This is a genomic window from Alphaproteobacteria bacterium US3C007, assembly GCA_034423775.1.
In the GTDB taxonomy this organism is placed as follows: Bacteria; Pseudomonadota; Alphaproteobacteria; order Rhodobacterales; family Rhodobacteraceae; genus Thalassovivens; species Thalassovivens spotae.
The window spans coordinates 2758216-2777851 of record CP139918.1; the positions used below are offsets into that span (position 1 = coordinate 2758216).

A 19636-nucleotide genomic window follows, 5' to 3' on the forward strand; every position below is an offset into this window, starting at 1 on the left:
TGGATTAATTTGGACGAATATGGGTTATGCCTATGGCACCAGCGCGCGCCAACTCCAAATCAAGTGACATTGGAATATAGTCTTGATTGCGCCACAAGGCGCTGAAATTATCATAATATTGCGATAGAAAATGTCCCGATTGGCCGGTGGTTGTGATGAAAACGGAACTGTTCGGGTCGGCTAAATCATAAACGCCCCGATAGGTGGCCGCGTGTATGTTGTGAAAAGGATGGGGCGGGTGCCCCGATGTTTTGCCACGTTGCAACGTGTGGTCGCCGCCACTGGTGGGTTGAATAATGTTCAAAAAATACCCAATCAAAGGGATATGTCCTAAAGTGGGATGCAGATGCTGCGCGCGATGCGCCATGCCCCACTCTAGCCTGCTTGGGTCACGCCCGTAATGCTCTTGCAGCCAGATTAACGCGTCTTCCAATGCCATTTTGGCCATGACTGCGCAGGTTTCGATCGGTTGTGTTTGTACGATGTCGCACCAATGGCTGGCACCATCAATATCGCGAAACACCCGTTCGATGAAAAGCGGTTCTAGCGCTGGAAACGCCTGGCTCAGATCTCCCAATTCATCTTGAATAAGGCGGCGTTGAAGCGCACGCATCCAGGCTGCGTAGATCAAGGGTTGCGGATCATGTTGGTTCATATCGCCGTTCCAAGAGGCCAATAAATCCAATGCGTCTTTTTTGCGTTGTTCCAAGCTGCCATTTGGAGCTGATTGCCCAGTATACCACAAATCACTGGCAATGAGGGGAAGCAGGGTTTGCGCCGCAAAGCTGACACTGTCGGATTGGGCTTCGATAAAGCTGTCTTTGGTGTGAATTTCGCGCGCTTGCATCAGACGGTTCCAGCGTTGGATGCGTTGGCTGTCACCCCAGCTAAAGGAGATATGGTTGGGGAAGGCCGCTGCTGTCACTTTGTTATTTGTATTTCCCAAAATACCTTCTTCAGGAGTTTTGTTTTCGGGGTTTTGTGCATAGCTTAACATCCCGCGCCATTGATTTTCGGATAAATGTCCCAAGCTGGGCATACGGCCCTGCGTTTGATGCGCTGTATTGCGCCGCGGCAAAGCTCCAACCGTTTTTTGGACGATGCGCGTTTGATCAACCATAATTATGTTTTCTGAAGGTGTGATTTGCGGTTCCAAGGCGGCCAACGCTTGGTCGATATTTTGGGCCTGCATCAGCTCAAATTTTGCACTGAAGGTTTTGTCTTTCGCGTTAAAACCGGTCCAAGCCAGCGCGGGTACAAATCCTTTTGGCGTGACCGAAGCAAGATTAAGCTGGGTTTGACTGAAAACAGGCCCATGGGTTGTTGCGCGTAACGTCATGGTGACGGGTTTTTGATCTTTAATGTTTATGATTGATGCGCGCGTGGAAAAACGCCGAAAGCCCGTTGGGGTTTTGTAATAATCGGAACGCGCCGGATCGAGCTGCTCCATGTAAATATCCTGATCATCCGCAAATGAGGCGGTTATCGCCCATCCCAAGCGGTCACTGCGCCCGGTTAAAATCAGCGGTATACCGGGTATGCTGCCTCCAATAACACCGCCGCTTTGCAGTTCTAAATGGGCCAAATACCACTGCCCGGGAACGGATAATGCGCCATGTGGGTCATTCGCCAGCAATGTGCCTTGGTTTGCAGAGCGGCTTGGAGCGGCTGCAAACGCGTTGGAGGCTCCTGCAAAGCCGCGTTTTGGCAGCACCCAATCCGAAATTGCCGCCCAGTCTTGCGCGCTGTCTGTGGGGCGCTGCCCTGTTGGCGATAAAGGAGGGGTAAAAAGAGAAGAATAACTGCGCGGCTTTGCGCCGATATGAAAGGGCGCATCTGGCAGGATTTCCTCAACATGGTCACTGTTTTCCAAGATTAAGGAAACCTGTGCTCTGAGAATTTCTTCTTTCAAATGACCGCTCTGCTGAAAGCCGATAAGCTTTAGAAGGGCCAAGCTGTCTATGGGTTGCCAAGCGGCAAACGGGCTATCAAACAGGAACATCTCAGGCGCACCGCGGCCAAGCGCCGCGCGGTTAATATGCTCGATTCGCGCATTTACGCCTGCGGCATAGGCTGAAAGAGCAGCTTGCGCTTGCGCTGTTTGATATTGCAGCGAGTCGGCGGCATAGCTGTAAAGGTCTAACCGGCGCATCAACTTATCCGTTTCAAGGGATCGAGCACCAAAAACCTCCGACAGGCGCCCTTGGGCGGTGCGCCTTAGCATCGCCATATGCCAAAGCCTGTCTTGGGCATGCACAAACCCCAATGCGAAGAAGATGTCATGATCGTTTTCGGCCTTAATATGGGGCACATTCGCGGTGTCTCGGATGATTTCAATAGATCCTTGGGCCTGAGAAAACTGCAAATTTTGAGCGTAGTTGGGCAGGGATTGCGCAGCCAAATAGTAAATCAAGGTACCGGCGCACAGGATCGCGATCAGGACAAGCACCGTAAGCCGAACCATCCAACGAAATACCATTGCCATCCAAAATGCCTTTTTAACTGATCTGACCTCTTGCATCGCCTAGCACGAGCAGACACAAGTAGAAAACAAACTTTTGGGAAAATATTATGGCTAAAATTGCATTTTTAGGTCTTGGCGTGATGGGATACCCAATGGCGGGGCATTTACAGGCTAAGGGCCATAGCGTGACGGTTTATAACAGAACACGAGAAAAATCGTCTGCTTGGGTGGCAGAGTATGGTGGGGCGCAACAAAATACGCCGCGCGCGGCCGCTGAGGGCGCAGAATTTGTCATGGCCTGCGTGGGCAATGACCATGATTTGCGTTCGGTGGTTTTGGGAGATGACGGGGCCTTGGAGGGCATGTCCGACGGCAGTGTTTTCGTAGATCATACGACGGTTTCGGCTCTGGTCACGGATGAGTTATTCTTAGCGGCGAAATCCAATGGAATTGATTTTGTAGATGCTCCGATTTCTGGGGGTCAAGCCGGCGCGGAAAATGGTGTTTTGTCAATCATGTGCGGGGGCGCGCAGCCGGCTTATGATCGCGCCGAGCCGGTTATGGCGGCCTATTCGCGCATTTGCCGGCGCATCGGCGAAAGTGGCGCTGGACAAAAAACCAAAATGTGCAACCAAATTGCGATTGCAGGCTTGGTGCAAGGCCTCTCAGAGGCACTGCATTTTGCAGAAAAGTCTGGCTTGGACGGGCGGGCCGTTGTCGAAGTCATCAGCCAAGGCGCAGCGGGAAGTTGGCAAATGTCAAATCGATACGAAACGATGGTGGATGATCACTTTGAGCACGGGTTTGCGGTGGATTGGATGCGCAAGGATTTAAAGATTTGCCTTGAGGCAGCGGGCGAAAATGGTGCCTCGTTACCGGTGACGGCCTTGGTCGATCAGTTTTACAATGATGTCCAGAAGCTGGGTGGGGGGCGTTGGGATACCTCAAGTCTCATTAAACGATTGCGCAGTTTTGATTGAAAAGATCCCCATATTTCAATGTTTTTTAATTTGGCCATTGTGTTTACAGGGTCAACCACCATATGGTGTAGATGGTAGGAGCGATTTAAATCAGGCTCCACCAAACAGTTTCACTGACCTTCGATCAGGCCTTTATATAGCCTTGAAGAGCAGATTGATTAGACCACGTTCGGTCGACATATCAGCCTGAACCGCAATCGCGGAAGGGGCTTAAATTGGCAAGTTTTGATACCCAACAAGGTCAAAGCTGCTGGAGATGAAAAGCGATGCAACGCGCGCGGAAAACAACAGTTAAAATCGGGGGCCACGGCTCTTTTCTGTTGAGGTGTGCCGAGCTTGCCCGTAAAAGACGCGCCCCAAAGGCTTTCGGTGTGACGCACCGAGCCAGCGGTCAGCCGCGCAATTGGAAAACATGCCTAAGAAAATGCTTATCGATGCCACCCACGCCGAGGAAACGCGCGTGGTTGTGGTTGACGGAAATAAAGTTGAAGAATTTGATTTTGAATCCGAAAACAAACGCCAGCTTGCTGGAAATATATACCTAGCCAAAGTTACTCGTGTAGAGCCGTCTTTGCAGGCGGCCTTCGTCGATTACGGCGGAAATCGCCACGGATTTTTGGCGTTTTCTGAAATCCATCCCGATTATTATCAAATCCCGATTGCCGACAGGCAGGCTTTGATGGAAGAAGAGCAGGCCTATGCCGAAGCGCAGCAAAGGCAGGAAGAGGAAGAAGACGCGCCCAAAAAACGCGGACGAGGGCGGCGCGGGCGTTCAAAAGCGCAGACCATTGCCACCGAAGACGCGGTTCAGCAGTCTGAGGTTGATGAAGATCAAGTTTCCGGAATGGAAACGATCGATTTAACGGATGAATCGGAAATATCAGGCGTGGGTGCAAAATCGACGTCGCCGGAAACGGCTGATGGCGATGACGCAGCCGTTGTGGGCGATGATCTAATGGGCGCGCAAGACGACAGTTCAGAGGGTGGTGAGACTATTGCTGCGCAAGAGATTGCTGATGAGAAAGAGCAAGAGACCATCGCTGAAGCGGCGCAAGTGCCAGGCGATCAGGGTGCAGCAGGCAGTTCTTTGGAAATTAGTGATGAGCAGGATGTCAAAGACGCAGATGACGCCGGCGAGGAGCGCAAACCAAGCTCGGCAGAGCGTGATGAAACAATCGAATCTATATCCGATGATGATGACACATTCGATTTACGCCCAGCGCGCAAGCCGCGTCCGCGTCGCTACAAAATCCAAGAAGTCGTTAAAGTGCGGCAGATCATGCTGGTGCAGGTTGTCAAAGAAGAGCGTGGTAATAAAGGCGCCGCACTCACAACTTATTTGTCATTGGCTGGGCGCTATTGCGTTTTAATGCCAAACACAGCCCGTGGCGGCGGCATCAGCCGTAAAATTACCAATGTGGTTGATCGGAAGAAACTGAAAGAAATCGCCCATGAATTAGAGGTGCCGAAAGGCGCAGGCCTGATCATTCGGACCGCCGGAGCGAAGCGCACCAAAACAGAGATTAAGCGTGATTGTGAATATCTTCAGCGGATGTGGGAGCAGATCCGTGAATTGACGCTGCAATCTATGGCACCAGCGAAGATCTATGAAGAAGGCGATTTGATCAAAAGATCCATTCGCGATCTATATAATCGGGAAATCGATGAGGTTCTTATCGAAGGCGATCGTGGATATCGCATCGCCAAAGATTTCATGAAAATGATCATGCCGTCGCATGCCAAAAACGTGAAAAGCTATCAGGATGCGATGCCCCTATTCGCACGTTATCAAGTGGAAAGTTATCTTTCTTCGATGTTCAACCCTACGGTGCAGTTGAAATCGGGTGGTTATATTGTGATCGGCGTGACGGAAGCCTTGGTCGCGGTAGATGTGAACTCGGGCCGCGCCACAAAAGAAGGCTCGATCGAAGATACGGCGCTTAAAACCAATTTAGAAGCTGCTGAAGAAGTGGCGCGCCAATTGCGATTGCGTGATCTTGCAGGTTTAATCGTGATCGATTTCATCGATATGGATGAGCGCAAAAACAATCTGGCGGTTGAGAAACGCATTAAGGATAAATTGAAAAGCGACCGTGCCCGCATTCAGGTGGGCCGCATTTCAGGTTTTGGGTTGCTCGAGATGAGCAGACAGCGTTTGCGCCCCGGCATGATCGAGGCCACCACGCAACCATGCCCGCATTGTCATGGAACGGGCTTAATCCGTTCTGAAGACAATCTGTCTCTGTCTATTTTGCGGCAAATTGAGGAAGAAGGTGTGCGCCGACGGTCGCGTGAGGTCTTAGTGAAGTGTCCGGTTGTGATCGCGAACTTCCTGATCAATCAAAAACGGGATCATATTGCACAAATTGAAGCCCGCTATGGTTTGTCTGTAAGGATCGAAGCGCATCCGCATCTTATTAGCCCCGATTTTGAAATTGAGAAATTCAAAACGGCCACGCGGGTTGTGCCAGAGGCATCAATGCCTGTGATCTCTGCAGAGGTTGTGCATATGGAGCAGGTGGAGGAAGACGTTGCCGAGCAGGAGGCGCAAGCTGATCTTGACGCGGACGCTGGCGATAGTGACGCCAAGCCGAAGAAACGGCGGCGGCGGCGGCGGCGGCGTAAATCGTCAAACGGAGAGGCTGACAACGCTCCAGAGGCGGCCACTTCCCTGCAAGTAGAAGACAATGGAGAGGCCTCTCCCCCTGCGGAAGAAACACCCCAAGGCGCGTCTTCAGAAGAAGATACGTCTGCAAAAACCAGTGAACCAACGCTAAAAGAGGGCGAAAGTGCTTCGGTTGACAGTGAAGCAGGCGCAGACTTGAACAGTGCACCTACCGCGACAGACGAGAAACCAAAGCCTGCCCGCAAGCGTACCCGTAAACCGCGGGCTGCCAAGAGTGTTGAGGCCGAGCCTGAGGCAGATCCAGCCAATTTAGTGGCCAGTACCGCCCCTACCGCTGATCCGTCGGATTCTCCAGAAGAAGCTGAGGTGAAGCCAAAGCCAAAGCGGGCGCCACGAAAAACCAAAAAGCAAAAAGAGGCAGAGCTTCAGGCCGCTGAAGCGCAAGCTGCTTCTGCTGCAGAGGACGCCGCTGAGGCACCCCAGCCCGCTCAACAAAGTGAAGCCGTTGAGGCCAGCGTGGAAACACCGAGCGCGCCGAATGAAACCGTGTCAGAGCTGAAAGCTTCTAGCGCGGCATCAGATGAAACCAGCGTCGAACCCAAGCCCAAAAAGCGGGGTTGGTGGTCGCGAGGAAGCTGAGACAAGCGCCTGCCTCACGTAAAATGGGGCAGGCGGGCTCAGTTTTTTTCGATTTTATACAGGGTAACCCCGTCACTTTGCTCTTCGATATCCAACAAAATATGGCCTGATTCTGCGCAATAATGCGGCATGTCAACAATCGCGGCTGGATCCGTCGCAAAGACATGAAGGATATCGCCCTGCGCAAGCTTAGAAAGCGTTTTGCGGGCTTTTAACACGGGCAGAGGGCATAAAAGACCCTTCGTATCGAGTTTTGTAATCATGGGGCCGAGATATTATTTTACTCTAAAGAAGTCCACTGACTTGTGATTAGCCCTATGCTGGCCTAGATGGAACGCAAGAAGCGGGGGTTTGATGTTTGGAATTGACATAATTGATGCGGGTTTGCTGCCTGGAATGTTGGTTGCATTTCTGGCAGGCATTCTATCCTTTTTGAGCCCTTGTGTGTTGCCAGTCGTTCCGCCCTATTTAGCATATATGAGTGGAATTTCAGCGACTGAATTGACGGATAAATCTGCCTCTAAATCGGCTGTATTGCCGGCTTTGTTTTTTGTCCTTGGATTGTCGACGGTGTTTTTACTTTTGGGCTTTACGGCATCAGCCTTTGGCCTTTTGTTTTTAAGTTACCAAAGCAGTTTCAATACGCTGGCCGGACTTTTGGTCATGCTTTTTGGGCTGCATTTTTTAAGCGTCATTCGAATTGGGTTCTTGGATCGTGAGGCGCGCTTTGATGTAGGAGATCGCGGCGGATCTTCGTTTGGTGCATATATATTGGGGCTGGCCTTTGCCTTTGGCTGGACGCCCTGTATCGGGCCACAACTGGGCGCGATATTATCTTTGGCAGCCAGCGAGGCGTCGATTGCCCGCGGTACCATTTTATTGGCAGTTTACGCCTTGGGCTTGGGGCTGCCATTTTTGCTTGTTGCCGCTTTTTTGTCAAAATTGACTGTTACGCTGGGTTGGATGAAACGGCATATGCAGCAGATCGAGCGGATCATGGGGCTGCTGTTATGGACCATCGGGTTATTGATGTTGACAGGTGGGTTTTCCGATCTGTCTTATTGGTTGCTTGAGCGGTTTCCTGCGCTTGGCGCGCTTGGATAGGCTTTTCATCGTTGCAATGCGCTTTGCGCGTTGGGAGGGATGGGGCAATGCAGGCACAAGACGTTACACGGCGATTGATTTTTTACGTACCGGGGTTTGATCCTTTTCCCCTGCGCCGCTATCGTGAATTGTATCGCAAGGAAGCAAAGCGACAAGCTGCCTTGGCTGGGTATCAGATTTCTCAATTGCCACCCGATCCCGCTTTGGGCGCAGATTGGGGCGTGGACTCTGTGTTTGAGGGTCAGAGGGCCTTCGCCGCTTTTATCGTTTTAGGCTGGTCTGATCTTGTCAAACACGCCATGTCTGCCGGCATCTTGCGCACCTATGCGGCGTTGTTTCAAACGCTCTGGATCTATCTTTATAGCCGCGCCTTTTTTGATTTGATTCAAATGCGCAAAGGGCCGGTTATTGCCGCGCTTTATCCTGTAGTGATGCTGCTGAGCCAGCTTTTTATTGCACTTTTTACGGCTTGGCTTGTGAGCTTGAATTTTAGCAGCTTTTGGTTGAGCGTGCCTTTCGCCAGCGTCATTTTTATTGCTATTTTACGCGGTTTTAAGGCGTTGGACCGGATCTTTTTTGCCTATTATTTAATGCAGGATTTTGCCTTTTCCGCCCAGTTAAGAGGTGCTTATCCTGCGCCTTTACAACAGCGCATCAATGCCTTTAGCGCCCGCATCGAAAAAGCACTCAAAGAAAATTGGGATGAAATATTGGTGGTGGGGCATTCATCTGGCGCGCATATCGCGATCAGCGCTTTGGCGCAGATTGAGCGCTCAGCCGCCTTCGATCAGGCCCCCGCTACGGTTGGGTTTCTATCGCTTGGTCAAGTGATCCCCATGGTGGCTTTTCTTCCCAATGCGGGCCAATTGCGGCGTGATTTGTACGATATTTCGCGCAGTACTGCTATCTACTGGGTGGATATTACGGCTCCGGGTGATGGATGCTCTTTTTCCCTTTGCGATCCAGTTGCGGTTTCTGCGCTACCATTGGCTGGTCAAACTGGCCCTTTGGTTTTATCCGCGGCCTTTTCGCAGGCGCTGTCCCCCAGGCGTTGGCGGCGCTTGCGATGGCGATTTTTCAAGCTGCATTTTCAATATCTATGCGCCTTTGATGAGACCCATCATTATGATTACTTTGCAATTACGGCCGGCCCGATCACCTTGCGCAAACGCTTCTGCAATCGTAAGCCGTCAAAACAAGTGCAAAAGATTGCCTATAACCGCTACCGAGAAATCGCGTGATCGATCTGCCACCAAAGCCCCATTCAAGACCTGAAAAATATTCTTTTTTGAAATATTTAAAGGCCTTTCGCCAAGATATATTATCTGCGCAACCCAATCATTTGTATCGCGCTTGGATGGCCGAATTTCGAACACTTTTTTTTCATTCTTTTTTGATCAACCAGCCGGCCTTAATCCAACTTGTTTTGCAGCAGCGCCCGGATGATTTTCCGAAATCTTCGCGGATTGCGACGGGCTTATATTCTTTGTTGGGTGACAGTGTTTTTTTAACCACGGGCAGCACTTGGCAACGGCAGCGGCGCATTGTGAACCCTGCCTTTGAGGGCGGGCGGCTTAAGCAGGCTTTTCCGGCCATTCAAGCCGCTGGTGATGCGTTCTTAGCCGAGCTTTCGCCCGGAACGGTCGATGTAGAGCCATTGGCCAGTAAATTGGCTGCAGATGTGATTTTTCGCACGCTTTTTTCTGTTCCAATCGAAGATAAAACCGCGAGCAAAGTATTTGACGCTTTTCGAACCTATCAGCGTCAACAACCGGTTGCTAATCTGCCTGCGCTGGTGCCCGCGCTGCGCTGGCTGCCATTTTGGCAAAATCGCCGGGTGAAAAGGTCGGCGCTTGAAATCAGAGGCTTGATCACGCATCTGACCCATATACGACAAGACCAGATTGCCGCAGGCCGCGCACCGCAAGACTTGGCGACGCGGCTGTTGAGCACGCAAGATCCCGAAACAGGCACGCGGCTTTCCCTATCTGAAATGGTCGATCAGGTTATGATTTTCTTTCTTGCGGGCCATGAAACCAGCGCTGCTGCGCTCAGTTGGGCGTTATATTTGCTGGCACGCTATCCTCAGTTTCAAGATCAAGTGGCGCAAGAAGCCGCCCATCTGACGGGTTCAGAAGACTTTGCCGCAATGCGAAACCTGCCATTCACCCGTGATGTATTTCGCGAGACGCTGCGCCTTTATCCCCCCGTGCCGATGATGGTGCGCGAGGTCAAGCAAAGGGGCGAAGTGTTTCGGGGCCGCCGCGTGCCTAAAAATAGCTTGATCATAATTAGCCCTTGGTATGTGCAGCGGCAGAATAGGATCTGGGAACGTCCGGATGAATTTGACCCCATGCGTTGGCAAGAAATGCCGATTGCTGACTGCCAGCGTCAGGCCTTTTTGCCATTTTCGTCTGGGCCACGCATCTGCCCTGGTGCAGGTTTTGCGATGATTGAAGGGCCTTATCTATTGGCGCGCATCGTTCAGAAATATCGGTTAAGCTGCCGCGATTTGCCGGTTCCGCAGCCCTTGGCGCATCTCACTTTAAGGGCAAGGTCAGGAATTTATCTGCGTTTTGATCCCCGCTAAGGCTGTTGCAGAACCGCAGGTTTTATCGCAGGAACGAGTGTTAATTATCGTTATGGCGGCTCAATCGCATATAATATTGTAAAACATAATCGCGAATTGCGCTTGCCAAACCTTCTTCAAAGGGGCGCTCTTCATCTACTTTGGCTGCCAATGCGTTGATGGCAAGGTTTTCATCGGCGGCAATTTGGCGAAAAGCAGTCCAAAACCGATCTTCAAGCGAAACGCTTGTGCGATGGCCGCGCAAGGTTAATGAGCGTTTTTTGGGCTTGAGGCTCATCGATCGCTTTTATGCCCCTCAAGATGCGCGTCTAGGCCACTTTGCGCGTTTTGTTCTGCCTTTTTCTGGGCTTTTGTCCGCCCGAATTTCACCGCGTTTTCAGTGGCTTTGGTTTTTTTCTGAGCGGCTTGTTTTGCTTTTCGGAATTGGTTGAGATTGATCGATTGGCTCATGCTTTGGGCCCGACCATGTTTTCCGGGCGCACCACCCGTTCAAAAGTTTCTGCATCGACAAAGCCAAGCGCGATAGCTTCTTGTTTCAGCGTGGTGCCGTTTTTATGCGCTGTTTTGGCAACTTTTGTGGCGTTATCATAGCCAATCTCAGGCGCTAGCGCGGTGACCAGCATCAAGCTTTCACGCATCAGTTTGTCAATACGGGTTTCATCGGCTTCCAACCCATCGATCAAATTATCGGTAAACGCATCGCATGCATCACCGAGCAGCTGCATAGATTGCAACACGTTATAGGCCATCATGGGTTTATAAACGTTCAGTTCGAAATGCCCTTGGCTGCCAGCAAACCCGACCGCGGCATCATTGCCAAACACTTGCGCACAGACCTGCGTGAGGGCTTCGCATTGCGTGGGGTTTACTTTACCCGGCATGATCGAACTGCCAGGTTCATTTTCGGGCAAGACCAATTCGCCAAGACCGCAGCGGGGGCCTGAGCCGAGCAAACGAATGTCATTGGCAATTTTAAACAGGCTGGCTGCCGTTGTTTTTAAGCTGCCCGATATTTCTACCATCGCATCATGCGCGGCCAATGCCTCGAATTTATTTGGCGCTGTCACAAAGGGCAAACCCGTGATTTTCGCCATATTACGCGCGACAAGAACATCCCAACCTTGTTTTGTATTCAGGCCCGTACCCACCGCGGTGCCGCCTTGGGCCAATTCATAAATATCCGTGAGGCTGGTGTTGATCCGCTTGATCGCCATCGCAACTTGATGCGCATAGCCAGAAAATTCTTGTGATAACGTCAGCGGCGTTGCATCTTGGGTATGCGTGCGTCCAATTTTGATGATGCCCTCAAACGCCTCAATTTTCGTCAAAAGGGCCTTATGCAGTTTCTGCAAACCAGGCAGCAAAACCTTTTCGGCAGTCATCGCAGTGGCAATATGCATGGCGGTTGGGAATGTATCATTTGAGGATTGGCCCATATTGCAGTGATCATTGGGATGCACTGGCTCTTTTGAGCCGATGGTGCCTCCCATTAGCTCGATTGCTCTATTGGCGATCACTTCATTTGCATTCATGTTTGATTGCGTGCCCGAGCCGGTCTGCCAAACCACCAAGGGAAAATTATCGTCAAACTTGCCGTCGATCACTTCGGAAGCGGCCTCGATAATAGCGGTTGCGCGCGGGCTATCCAAACTGCCCAACTCTAGATTGGCCTCTGCACAGGCGCGTTTAATCACCCCTAAAGCGCGAATAATTGCAATAGGCTGGCGCTCCCATCCGATCGGGAAGTTTAAGATCGAGCGCTGCGTTTGAGCGCCCCAATATTTTGTATGCTCAACCTCTAACGGACCAAAGCTGTCGGTTTCTGTTCTGGTCTCTGTCATGGGGGATCTCCGGTTCGGGTTATTTCTATCGCTTTTAAAGCCGAGTTGCCGCCTGAGCAATATCCCGGCTTGTATAAATTGAAGGGTATAGTTCGCTTGCTTTAAGCGGCGAATTTATTTCCGAAAGCTGTCCAAGCTGACCACATCTGCTTTCTGTGTGTCGCTGTTGGGCTTCTTAAGCTCGGGCTCATTTAACCCAAGAACCTCAAGCGGTCTTTCTGGCGTTTCCTGGGGGTCTAAATCCTCATCAACATGCTCCTCATTGGTTTTTTCAAACCGAACCCCAAATTCAACTGAAGGATCCACGAAGGTTATGATCGAGGCATAGGGGATATAAAGCGCTTCGGGTTCATCGCCAAAGCTGAGTGTTACGGAAAACCCATCCTCTTGGACCACGAGATTTTCAAACCAATGCTGCATGACGATGGTGATTTCTTCGGGATAACGCGTTACCAGCCAATCGGCGATTTCAACATCAGGATGCATGGTTTCCAAGGTAATGAAGAAATGATGCTCCCCTGGAAGCCCGTTATCGGCCACGCGTTGTAAAACTTCCTTTATAAAGCCGCGCATCGCCCGGTTCATAATGTTTCCGTAGTCTAAATCGCCGCTCATCTCGAACCCCTGCTTATTTGAAACCACAATAAAAGGTTTTGCGCATTGTGAAAGGGTGCTCAGCGACAAATCCCAAAGATTTTCGATTTAAGCTGATAATCGCGGGTTAAGGGCCGATCTAAACGGCATGCAGGGCAGTGTTTAAGAATATATGTGACGATTTTACAAAATACCCTCTGTCCTTCTGCAGCCTTAAAGCCCGAAGGTCGGCGCAAAACGCGAGAAGATCCTTTTTAGGTGTCATGATGGGCACGGCTGTCCGCGGGCGCTTCAGCCCGCTTGTGCATGCCATAATCCCGCAAAACCTGCGTAACCTTAAGCCGGTAATCTGAAAATATCCCTTCTCGCCCCAATCTTTGCGCCGCTCGATGCTCGGCAAGCGCGCGCCATCGGTCCACGGCAGCTTGATCTTCAAAAAAGGAAATAGACAAGAGCTTGTCGGGGTTGCTCATGCTTTGAAAGCGCTCAACGCTGATAAAGCCTTCAATCTCCTCTACCATCGGGCGCATAGCCGCGGCTATATCTAGATAATCTTGCTTGCGCCCAACCGCTGGTATAACTTCGAAAATTATAGCGATCATTTGCGCTTCCTCTCACGTATCCACCACATCTTGCCTCAGTCTTGCAGACAGTTTTGGTTTTGAACAGGTTTCTTGAGGGGCTGTAACAAAGTGCGAACGGCAGAAACGGGCCTGTATCTTGATAGAATGACCCGTTGTTTTTGCATAGCGGGTATGTGCCGGCAGATCTAACCAGCCGGCAGGCTTTGCACTATCTCATTATCGGATAAAGGAGATTGATATGTCTAAATTTGTATCGCAGCTAAGCCGAAAATTCTTGGCCTCATTCGATAAATCAGCCGCATGCCACACCGAAAAAGCACGCGGTTTATATTTGTGACGATGTTCCAGTAGGGCAGGGTGCAGTGGGCTGTGTTTTGTGAAAACATGTTGCTTGCGCTCTGCCTTTGGTTCATCCATGTCGGTTCTCTGATAGATTTTTGGCGGGTGTGCGGCCGGGCAGTTGTATTTTTTGATCAACCTAGCCTTTGAAAAGACTATAAGATTTGTTCTAACGGGGCTATCTCAGGTTTGATTTCAGTGAGTTTTGCAAACCGCCACTTATTTCTTGGGTAAAGTAGCTTTTCAGAAGTAAATAAGAATGCTGATGGGGTTGAGGACACATCTTACGCGGGCGTGTATTTAAGTGGGTTTGGTCTTTGCCCCTTGCACTTAAAATCTCTGCGGCTTTGTGATGATGGCACGAGATCACGATCAATCTGGTATTTCTCATACCCGATTGTCACCAAAGTTTTTGGCAATGGAAAGAGCCAAAAATATTTAGAATTTAATGGACCTAAATTATTTCTTATTGGCGAATGGTGCAAAGCCTGTATGCATTTAAAGCGCGAGGGGGATGTTGGTTTTTTATGTAGAGCGGATTGAACACCAACAGCGCCTAAACGCATCTGTTTCAGACGGTGTTTCTTCATCTCACCACATATCCGCACTTATTTTTGGCATTTGGCAGAGGCTTTTTAACAGATTTTGACCTGATGATTGCCAAAAAAGGGCGATTGTCTTCCTTTGGCGTATTCGGTGTTCAGAGCATGCCAGAAATTCCTACGGGGCAAACATGGTGCAGCATCTTTGAAAAGATATAGAAATTAAAGGCTGTTTTCAAACCGCTGCTTAGCCGGATAAGGTTCGACAGCCAGCTTGGCCCTGACAGAATTGGGGAAAAGTGAAGGCTTCTGTTGCCAGGTGCCTTCGAACCCCGCCTAAAGCTGCAAAGCGTTAGGGCTTAAGTTTTCAATAGTTCCGGTCGCTTACGCGGCCATCGCCATTGGAGCACGATTGTCATTTGCAATTGTACATTTTGAACCGATACGGTGGTATCTCGCCGAAACAAAGCTAACCCTTTTACACGTTCGTCGATCCTATTTCGACCCCTCAGCCGCCAAATGAACGGATTTTGGTGGAGTCGCCGGGTACCGCCCCCGGGTCCGATCCGGTTATTATGAGCGCGTTTATGTCCATAGTTCCAAAGAACATGTTTAGAATATGATAGGCTTGGGCTGATTTCAATAGGCAATGCCGCGATCGCCTAGATCAAAGACTTTTTTCAAGCTTAGATCTTTCAGTCAGGATAGACCTTTTTTTGGTTATCAATGTCGGTTTTGTTTTTTTGCTTGGCTGCAAAAACATTATCCGCGAGGTTTTTGGTATAATCGCTCAGGGCCAATAGCGCATGCTCTATCTGCTGTTGATTACGTTGTTCAAGCGCATCTGCGATATCTGTGTGCAAGCTGATAATTTTTTCTCGGTTGCGCGCGGTAAAGGTGATCATGTTCATCAGCGGCTGCATCGCTTCAACAGCTCCGGTTAATTGATAAGATAGGATCACGTTATGCGCCGATTCTACCAAGGCCCGATGAAAGGTTACATCAGACGCACACCAGCCTTCATCGCTTAATCCCGGTTGGGTTTGACGGTGTATTTCAGCGCGCATGGTTGCCAACTGGTCTGCGGTGCGGCGCTGGGCGGCGAAAGGCGCGCAAGAACGTTCAAGCGCAAAGCGCGCCTCGCAGGCCACGTCAAAGCTGACATCATTCATTGATAACAGCAGCGTTGAGGTGGTGATTTGTTGGCTATGGGCCTCTTCATAGCTGATCTGGTTGATAAACGCTCCTCCAAATGCGCCGCGCTGCGTGCGGATCAAAGATTGAGCGGCCAGCCGTTTTAAAGCCTCGCGCACGGTGGGGCGCGAGACTTCGAATTGCTCTGCCAACTCTGCTTCTGAGGGCAAGCGGTCATTCACGTTTAACTGACCGCCTATAATCGCGTCGCGAATGGCCTTTGCGATCTGAGCTGAATAATCAGTATTTTTTGTGGGATCAATTTTCATTTGTCAGACAATTAAAAGTCTGACATTAGAAAAGCAAGCTCTATATGTGAGTCGATATTTGGCCGATCCTCTCTGTGATCTTATTAAATAGGTCTATTTTATGAACGAAAAACAGATCCCTTTTAGAAATGTGTTTTGGCTTGGTTTCTTTGCCTGCGTTCTACTTGCGTGGTGGGTTATGTTTGATATGAGCCTGTCCATGGGGCTGGATCTGATTGGTCGGCCGGGTATGATGGCCGAAAAAATGCGCGGCATGGACCCTAGTATGGGAATGCCGATGCCGATGGCGCGGTTCACCCCCGTATTTGGAATGTGGGCGATCATGATGGCGGCGATGATGCTGCCCACTATGGTGCCAACGTTGCGCAGTTATGAGGATTTGATGATCAGTGCGGATGGAACGCGGGCCGGTTGGCTGGGCGTGGTGTTGGGCTATATGGTTATCTGGCTGGTTTTTGCTGCGGCGATTGCCTCAGTGCAATTGTTGCTGCTCTATCAAGGCATCGTCGACATGTTGGGGATAGCCAAATCAAAAGCAGTCTCCGTTGCGTTATTGGTTGCGGTTGGCGCGTTTCAATTCACGCGCATGAAAGAGCTGTGTCATGGGGTTTGCCACAGCCCAAGCTTGTATTTCTTGGGGAAGTGGAAGCCGGGCTTTATGGGCGGTGTTCGTATGGGGCTTGGCCTTGGTGCCTTTTGCGTGGGCTGCTGTTGGGGTTTTATGGCTTTGGGGTTTGTCGGGGGCGTGATGAGCTTGCTGTGGATGGGGGCTGCGACTTTATTCATGGTCCTGGAAAAATTGCCGCAAATAGGACAGCGGGTTACAAAGCCGATGGGTATTTTGTTGATCTTGGGCGGCGGTGTTCTCGCCGTTGCAGGGTAAATTTGTAAATGGGAGTGATGAAAAATGGCGGTTAAAAAACGTCCAGATGCGGATAGGTTGCCGATCAGTCAAAGAATTGATCAGCGAATGGACAACCCTAAACGCCGGAAGATGAACCCCACGGATTGGGCGATTAAGGGCGAGCTGTTCATGAATTGCTCTTGCACCGTCTTTTGCCCCTGCGTGGTATCTTTGGGTGCGCATCCTCCAACAGAAGGGCATTGCCATGCTTGGATGGCGGTTGTGATTGATGAGGGCCATTATCAGGGCGAAAGCCTGTCGGGTTTGAATATTGGTCTGCTTGTCGACATCCCTGGGCGGATGGGCGAGGGCCAATGGAAAGTGGCGGCCTATATTGATGAGCGCGCCAACCAAACCGCGTATAATGGCTTGCTGAAAATTTTCAGCGGTGCGGCTGGTGGAACGACGGGATTATTCACCATGCTGGTCTCTGAGATCATTGGCGCCGAGCGAGAAAAAGTGGAAATCATGCGCGAAGGCAATCGCCGCGGGTTGTATATAGGCCGTAAAATCGCCGGCGAGATTGAAGCTTTAGAAGGCAAAGATGCAGACAGCCCGGTTATGATCCAGAATTCCAAATATTGGATGGGTCCCAATATCGTTGCGGCGCGTGGTTTAAAATCAAAAGTACGCGACTTTGGTCGTATTTGGGATTTTGGCGGCAAGTCAGCTGAAATTTGTCAAATTGATTGGCATGGGCCGAAATAGCGGCTCTTTTTGAAAATTTTTGGGTATTCCCATATTTGTCAAAGGTTGAATAGCGATGGCTTTGATTTCTCCTTCGCGCCGTTTGCGGCGCACTCCGTTCTCTGATGGCGTGGAAGCCGCAGGGGTAAAAGCATATACGGTTTATAACCATATGCTGCTGGCAACGATGTTTCGTTCGATCGAAGAAGATTACCATCACCTTAAATCTGCGGTGCAGATCTGGGATGTGGCCTGCGAGCGCCAGATTGAACTGCGCGGCCCTGATGCGGGGCGGTTAATGCAGATGCTGACCCCTCGAGATTTGCGCTCAATGCTGGCTGGTCAGTGTTTTTACGTGCCAATCGTGGATGAAACCGGTGGGATGCTGAATGATCCGGTTGCCGTCAAGATTTCGGATGAGCGTTGGTGGATTTCCATTGCGGATAGTGATCTGCTGCATTGGGTTAAAGCGATCGCGCATTCTTTGCGTCTCGATGTTTTGGTGGATGAGCCTGATATCTCGCCCTTGGCCATTCAGGGCCCAAAGGCGGATGATTTGATGGCGAACGTTTTTGGCGATGCCATTCGCGATATTAAGTTTTTTCGTTATGGGATGTTTGATTTTCAGGGCCGCACCTTGGTTATTGCGCGGTCGGGATATTCAAAACAAGGCGGATTTGAAATTTATGTTGAAGGTTCGGATATTGGGATGGATCTTTGGAACGCGCTGATGGAGGCTGGAAAGCCCTATGATGTATGGGCGGGTTGCCCGAATTTGATTGAGCGGATTGAGGGTGGATTGCTAAGTTTTGGCAATGATATGACAATGCAAAACACGCCGCATGAATGTGGTTTGGGAAAGTTTTGCAACACGCAAACGGCGATTGGGTGCATCGGGCGCGACGCGTTGCTGCGGGTTGCCAAAGAAGGCCCTGTGAAACAAATTCGCGCGCTGGAAATTGAGGGATTGCCCGTGGGCCCCTGCGATCAGCTCTGGCCGGTGATGGCCAAAGGCAAACAAGTCGGCGCGGTCAGCTCAGCCGCTTGGTCTCCTGACTTTAAAACCAATGTTGCGATTGGTATGGTGCGTATGACGCATTGGGATGCTGGCACCGATGTTGATGTGGTGACAAAGGATGGCGTGCGCGCAGCGCGCGTGCATGAGAAATTTTGGATTTAAAGGAAAACTTATGTTCAATGCAGTTTTGATTGAAAAAGACGAAGATGGAACGGTAACAGCTGGGATAAAAGCGTTGTCGGAAGAGCAATTGCCTGACGGGGATGTGACCGTTGCGGTGGATTATTCTACGGTCAATTATAAAGATGGTTTATGCTTTACCGCCAATGGCGGTGGTTTGGTGCGTAATTATCCGCATGTGCCGGGGATCGATTTTGCCGGAACGGTTGAGAGCTCGCAGGATCCCCGTTATTCCGCAGGTGATAAGGTGGTTCTGACCGGTTGGCGCGTTGGCGAAGCACATTGGGGGGGCTTCTCTCAAAAAGTTCGGGTGAAGGCGGATTGGCTTGTGCCGCTACCCGATGGCGTGACACCGCGACAAGCAATGGGGGTTGGCACTGCGGGAATCGCTGCGATGTTTGGTATTCTTGCGCTTGAAGATCACGGCCTTACACCCGAAAAAGGTACGGTTTTGGTGACAGGGGCCGCGGGCGGCGTGGGTTCAATTGCGGTCGCGATATTGTCGAATTTGGGTTATAAAGTTGCCGGCGTCACGGGGCGGCCTGAAAGCGAAGCCTATTTAAAATCATTGGGGGTTAGCGAAATCATACCGCGCGATGAGGTGAATGAGGCGATTAAACGGCCGATGGAATCGGCGCGTTGGGCGGGGATCGTAGATGCGGTTGGCGGCGAAATGCTGGCGCGTGTTTTAGGCCAATTGGTTTATGGCGGTTCGGCCGCGGCGATTGGCAATGCGGGCGGTGCGAAACTGCCCGCCAACGTTATCCCATTTTTATTGCGAGGCGTTAACCTCTTGGGCATCGACTCGGTTATGCAGCCTTATGAAAACCGCCTTCGCGCCTGGCAGCGGATCGGCAAAGATTTACCGATGGACAAGCTTGAGGCGATGATTAGCCCAGCCGTATTGGCTGATATGCCCGAATTGGGGGCGCAAATCCTGAAAGGTCAAGTGCAAGGGCGCGTGGTTGTGGATGTGAATGCGTAGCCCCATTTAAAACGCTCCGCCGCTGGGTTTTGAAACCTTGTTCGGGCGGAGCTTTTTTTTTGAAACAGGTGCGGGCTGTATTAATCCCGCACCTTT

General features: G+C 50.7%; 17 protein-coding genes and 1 other RNA gene. 9 read left to right on the plus strand and 9 right to left on the minus strand.

Annotated elements, in window-relative coordinates; all coding sequences use genetic code 11:
* Positions 1–4: 4 nt before the first annotated feature.
* The gene (locus UM181_13175; protein WQC62262.1) at positions 5–2485 is read right to left on the minus strand and encodes a penicillin acylase family protein; all 2481 of its coding nucleotides are present in this window, start codon (positions 2483–2485) and stop codon (positions 5–7) included.
* An 86-nt stretch (positions 2486–2571) separates the two neighbouring features.
* Between UM181_13175 and UM181_13180 the strand changes: the two genes are divergently transcribed.
* Together UM181_13180 and UM181_13185 are read left to right on the plus strand one after the other, a co-directional pair.
* The gene (locus UM181_13180; GenBank protein WQC62263.1) at positions 2572–3444 is read left to right on the plus strand and encodes an NAD(P)-dependent oxidoreductase; all 873 of its coding nucleotides are present in this window, start codon (positions 2572–2574) and stop codon (positions 3442–3444) included.
* Positions 3445–3856: 412 nt separating this feature from the next.
* Positions 3857–6709: an Rne/Rng family ribonuclease gene (locus UM181_13185; protein WQC62264.1), complete on the plus strand. Its 2853-nt coding sequence runs from the start codon at positions 3857–3859 to the stop codon at positions 6707–6709.
* Positions 6710–6747: 38 nt separating this feature from the next.
* Here the strand turns inward: UM181_13185 and UM181_13190 are convergent, their stop codons facing one another.
* Positions 6748–6972 (minus strand): sulfurtransferase TusA family protein, encoded by a 225-nt coding sequence (locus tag UM181_13190; GenBank protein WQC62265.1) that lies wholly within the window; start codon positions 6970–6972, stop codon positions 6748–6750.
* A gap of 91 nt (positions 6973–7063) precedes the next feature.
* On the opposite strand from UM181_13190, the gene UM181_13195 reads away from it, so the two are divergent.
* From UM181_13195 to UM181_13205, 3 genes are read left to right on the plus strand one after another with little or no spacing between them, the layout of a single operon-like run.
* Entirely contained in the window at positions 7064–7813 is a 750-nt protein-coding gene (locus tag UM181_13195; protein ID WQC62266.1) for a cytochrome c biogenesis protein CcdA, read from the plus strand.
* A 47-nt stretch (positions 7814–7860) separates the two neighbouring features.
* The gene (locus UM181_13200) at positions 7861–9054 is read left to right on the plus strand and encodes a hypothetical protein (protein ID WQC62267.1); all 1194 of its coding nucleotides are present in this window, start codon (positions 7861–7863) and stop codon (positions 9052–9054) included.
* A gap of 47 nt (positions 9055–9101) precedes the next feature.
* Positions 9102–10403 (plus strand): cytochrome P450, encoded by a 1302-nt coding sequence (locus UM181_13205; protein WQC62268.1) that lies wholly within the window; start codon positions 9102–9104, stop codon positions 10401–10403.
* Between the two features lie 40 nt (positions 10404–10443).
* Here UM181_13205 and UM181_13210 read toward each other — a convergent pair whose 3' ends face one another.
* From UM181_13210 to UM181_13240, 7 genes are all read right to left on the minus strand, one after another.
* A complete protein-coding gene (locus UM181_13210; GenBank protein WQC62269.1) occupies positions 10444–10680 on the minus strand; it encodes a ribbon-helix-helix domain-containing protein in 237 nt (78 codons plus the stop codon).
* Positions 10677–10853, minus strand: a complete 177-nt coding sequence (locus tag UM181_13215; GenBank protein ID WQC62270.1) for a DUF4169 family protein — start codon at positions 10851–10853, stop codon at positions 10677–10679. The genes UM181_13210 and UM181_13215 overlap by 4 nt, the downstream gene beginning before the upstream one ends.
* Positions 10850–12244 carry a class II fumarate hydratase gene (gene fumC, locus UM181_13220; protein WQC62271.1) on the minus strand — a complete coding sequence of 465 codons (1395 nt, stop codon included), beginning with the start codon at positions 12242–12244 and terminating at the stop codon, positions 10850–10852. Before fumC ends, UM181_13215 begins: the two co-directional genes overlap by 4 nt.
* Before the next feature lie 114 nt (positions 12245–12358).
* A complete protein-coding gene (locus UM181_13225) occupies positions 12359–12859 on the minus strand; it encodes a ClpXP protease specificity-enhancing factor SspB (protein WQC62272.1) in 501 nt (166 codons plus the stop codon).
* Between the two features lie 233 nt (positions 12860–13092).
* Entirely contained in the window at positions 13093–13440 is a 348-nt protein-coding gene (locus tag UM181_13230) for an antibiotic biosynthesis monooxygenase (protein WQC62273.1), read from the minus strand.
* Between the two features lie 1161 nt (positions 13441–14601).
* Positions 14602–14950, minus strand: a transfer-messenger RNA (tmRNA) gene (gene ssrA, locus UM181_13235).
* Between the two features lie 48 nt (positions 14951–14998).
* Entirely contained in the window at positions 14999–15766 is a 768-nt protein-coding gene (locus UM181_13240) for a FadR/GntR family transcriptional regulator (GenBank protein WQC62274.1), read from the minus strand.
* A 100-nt stretch (positions 15767–15866) separates the two neighbouring features.
* Between UM181_13240 and UM181_13245 the strand changes: the two genes are divergently transcribed.
* From UM181_13245 to UM181_13260, 4 genes are read left to right on the plus strand one after another with little or no spacing between them, the layout of a single operon-like run.
* A complete protein-coding gene (locus UM181_13245) occupies positions 15867–16649 on the plus strand; it encodes a DUF2182 domain-containing protein (GenBank protein WQC62275.1) in 783 nt (260 codons plus the stop codon).
* Positions 16650–16673: 24 nt separating this feature from the next.
* Positions 16674–17378: a DUF1326 domain-containing protein gene (locus UM181_13250; GenBank protein WQC62276.1), complete on the plus strand. Its 705-nt coding sequence runs from the start codon at positions 16674–16676 to the stop codon at positions 17376–17378.
* 55 nt (positions 17379–17433) lie between these two features.
* A complete protein-coding gene (locus tag UM181_13255) occupies positions 17434–18537 on the plus strand; it encodes a dimethylsulfoniopropionate demethylase (protein ID WQC62277.1) in 1104 nt (367 codons plus the stop codon).
* 10 nt (positions 18538–18547) lie between these two features.
* The gene (locus UM181_13260; protein WQC62278.1) at positions 18548–19540 is read left to right on the plus strand and encodes an acryloyl-CoA reductase; all 993 of its coding nucleotides are present in this window, start codon (positions 18548–18550) and stop codon (positions 19538–19540) included.
* Positions 19541–19636: the final 96 nt, after the last annotated feature.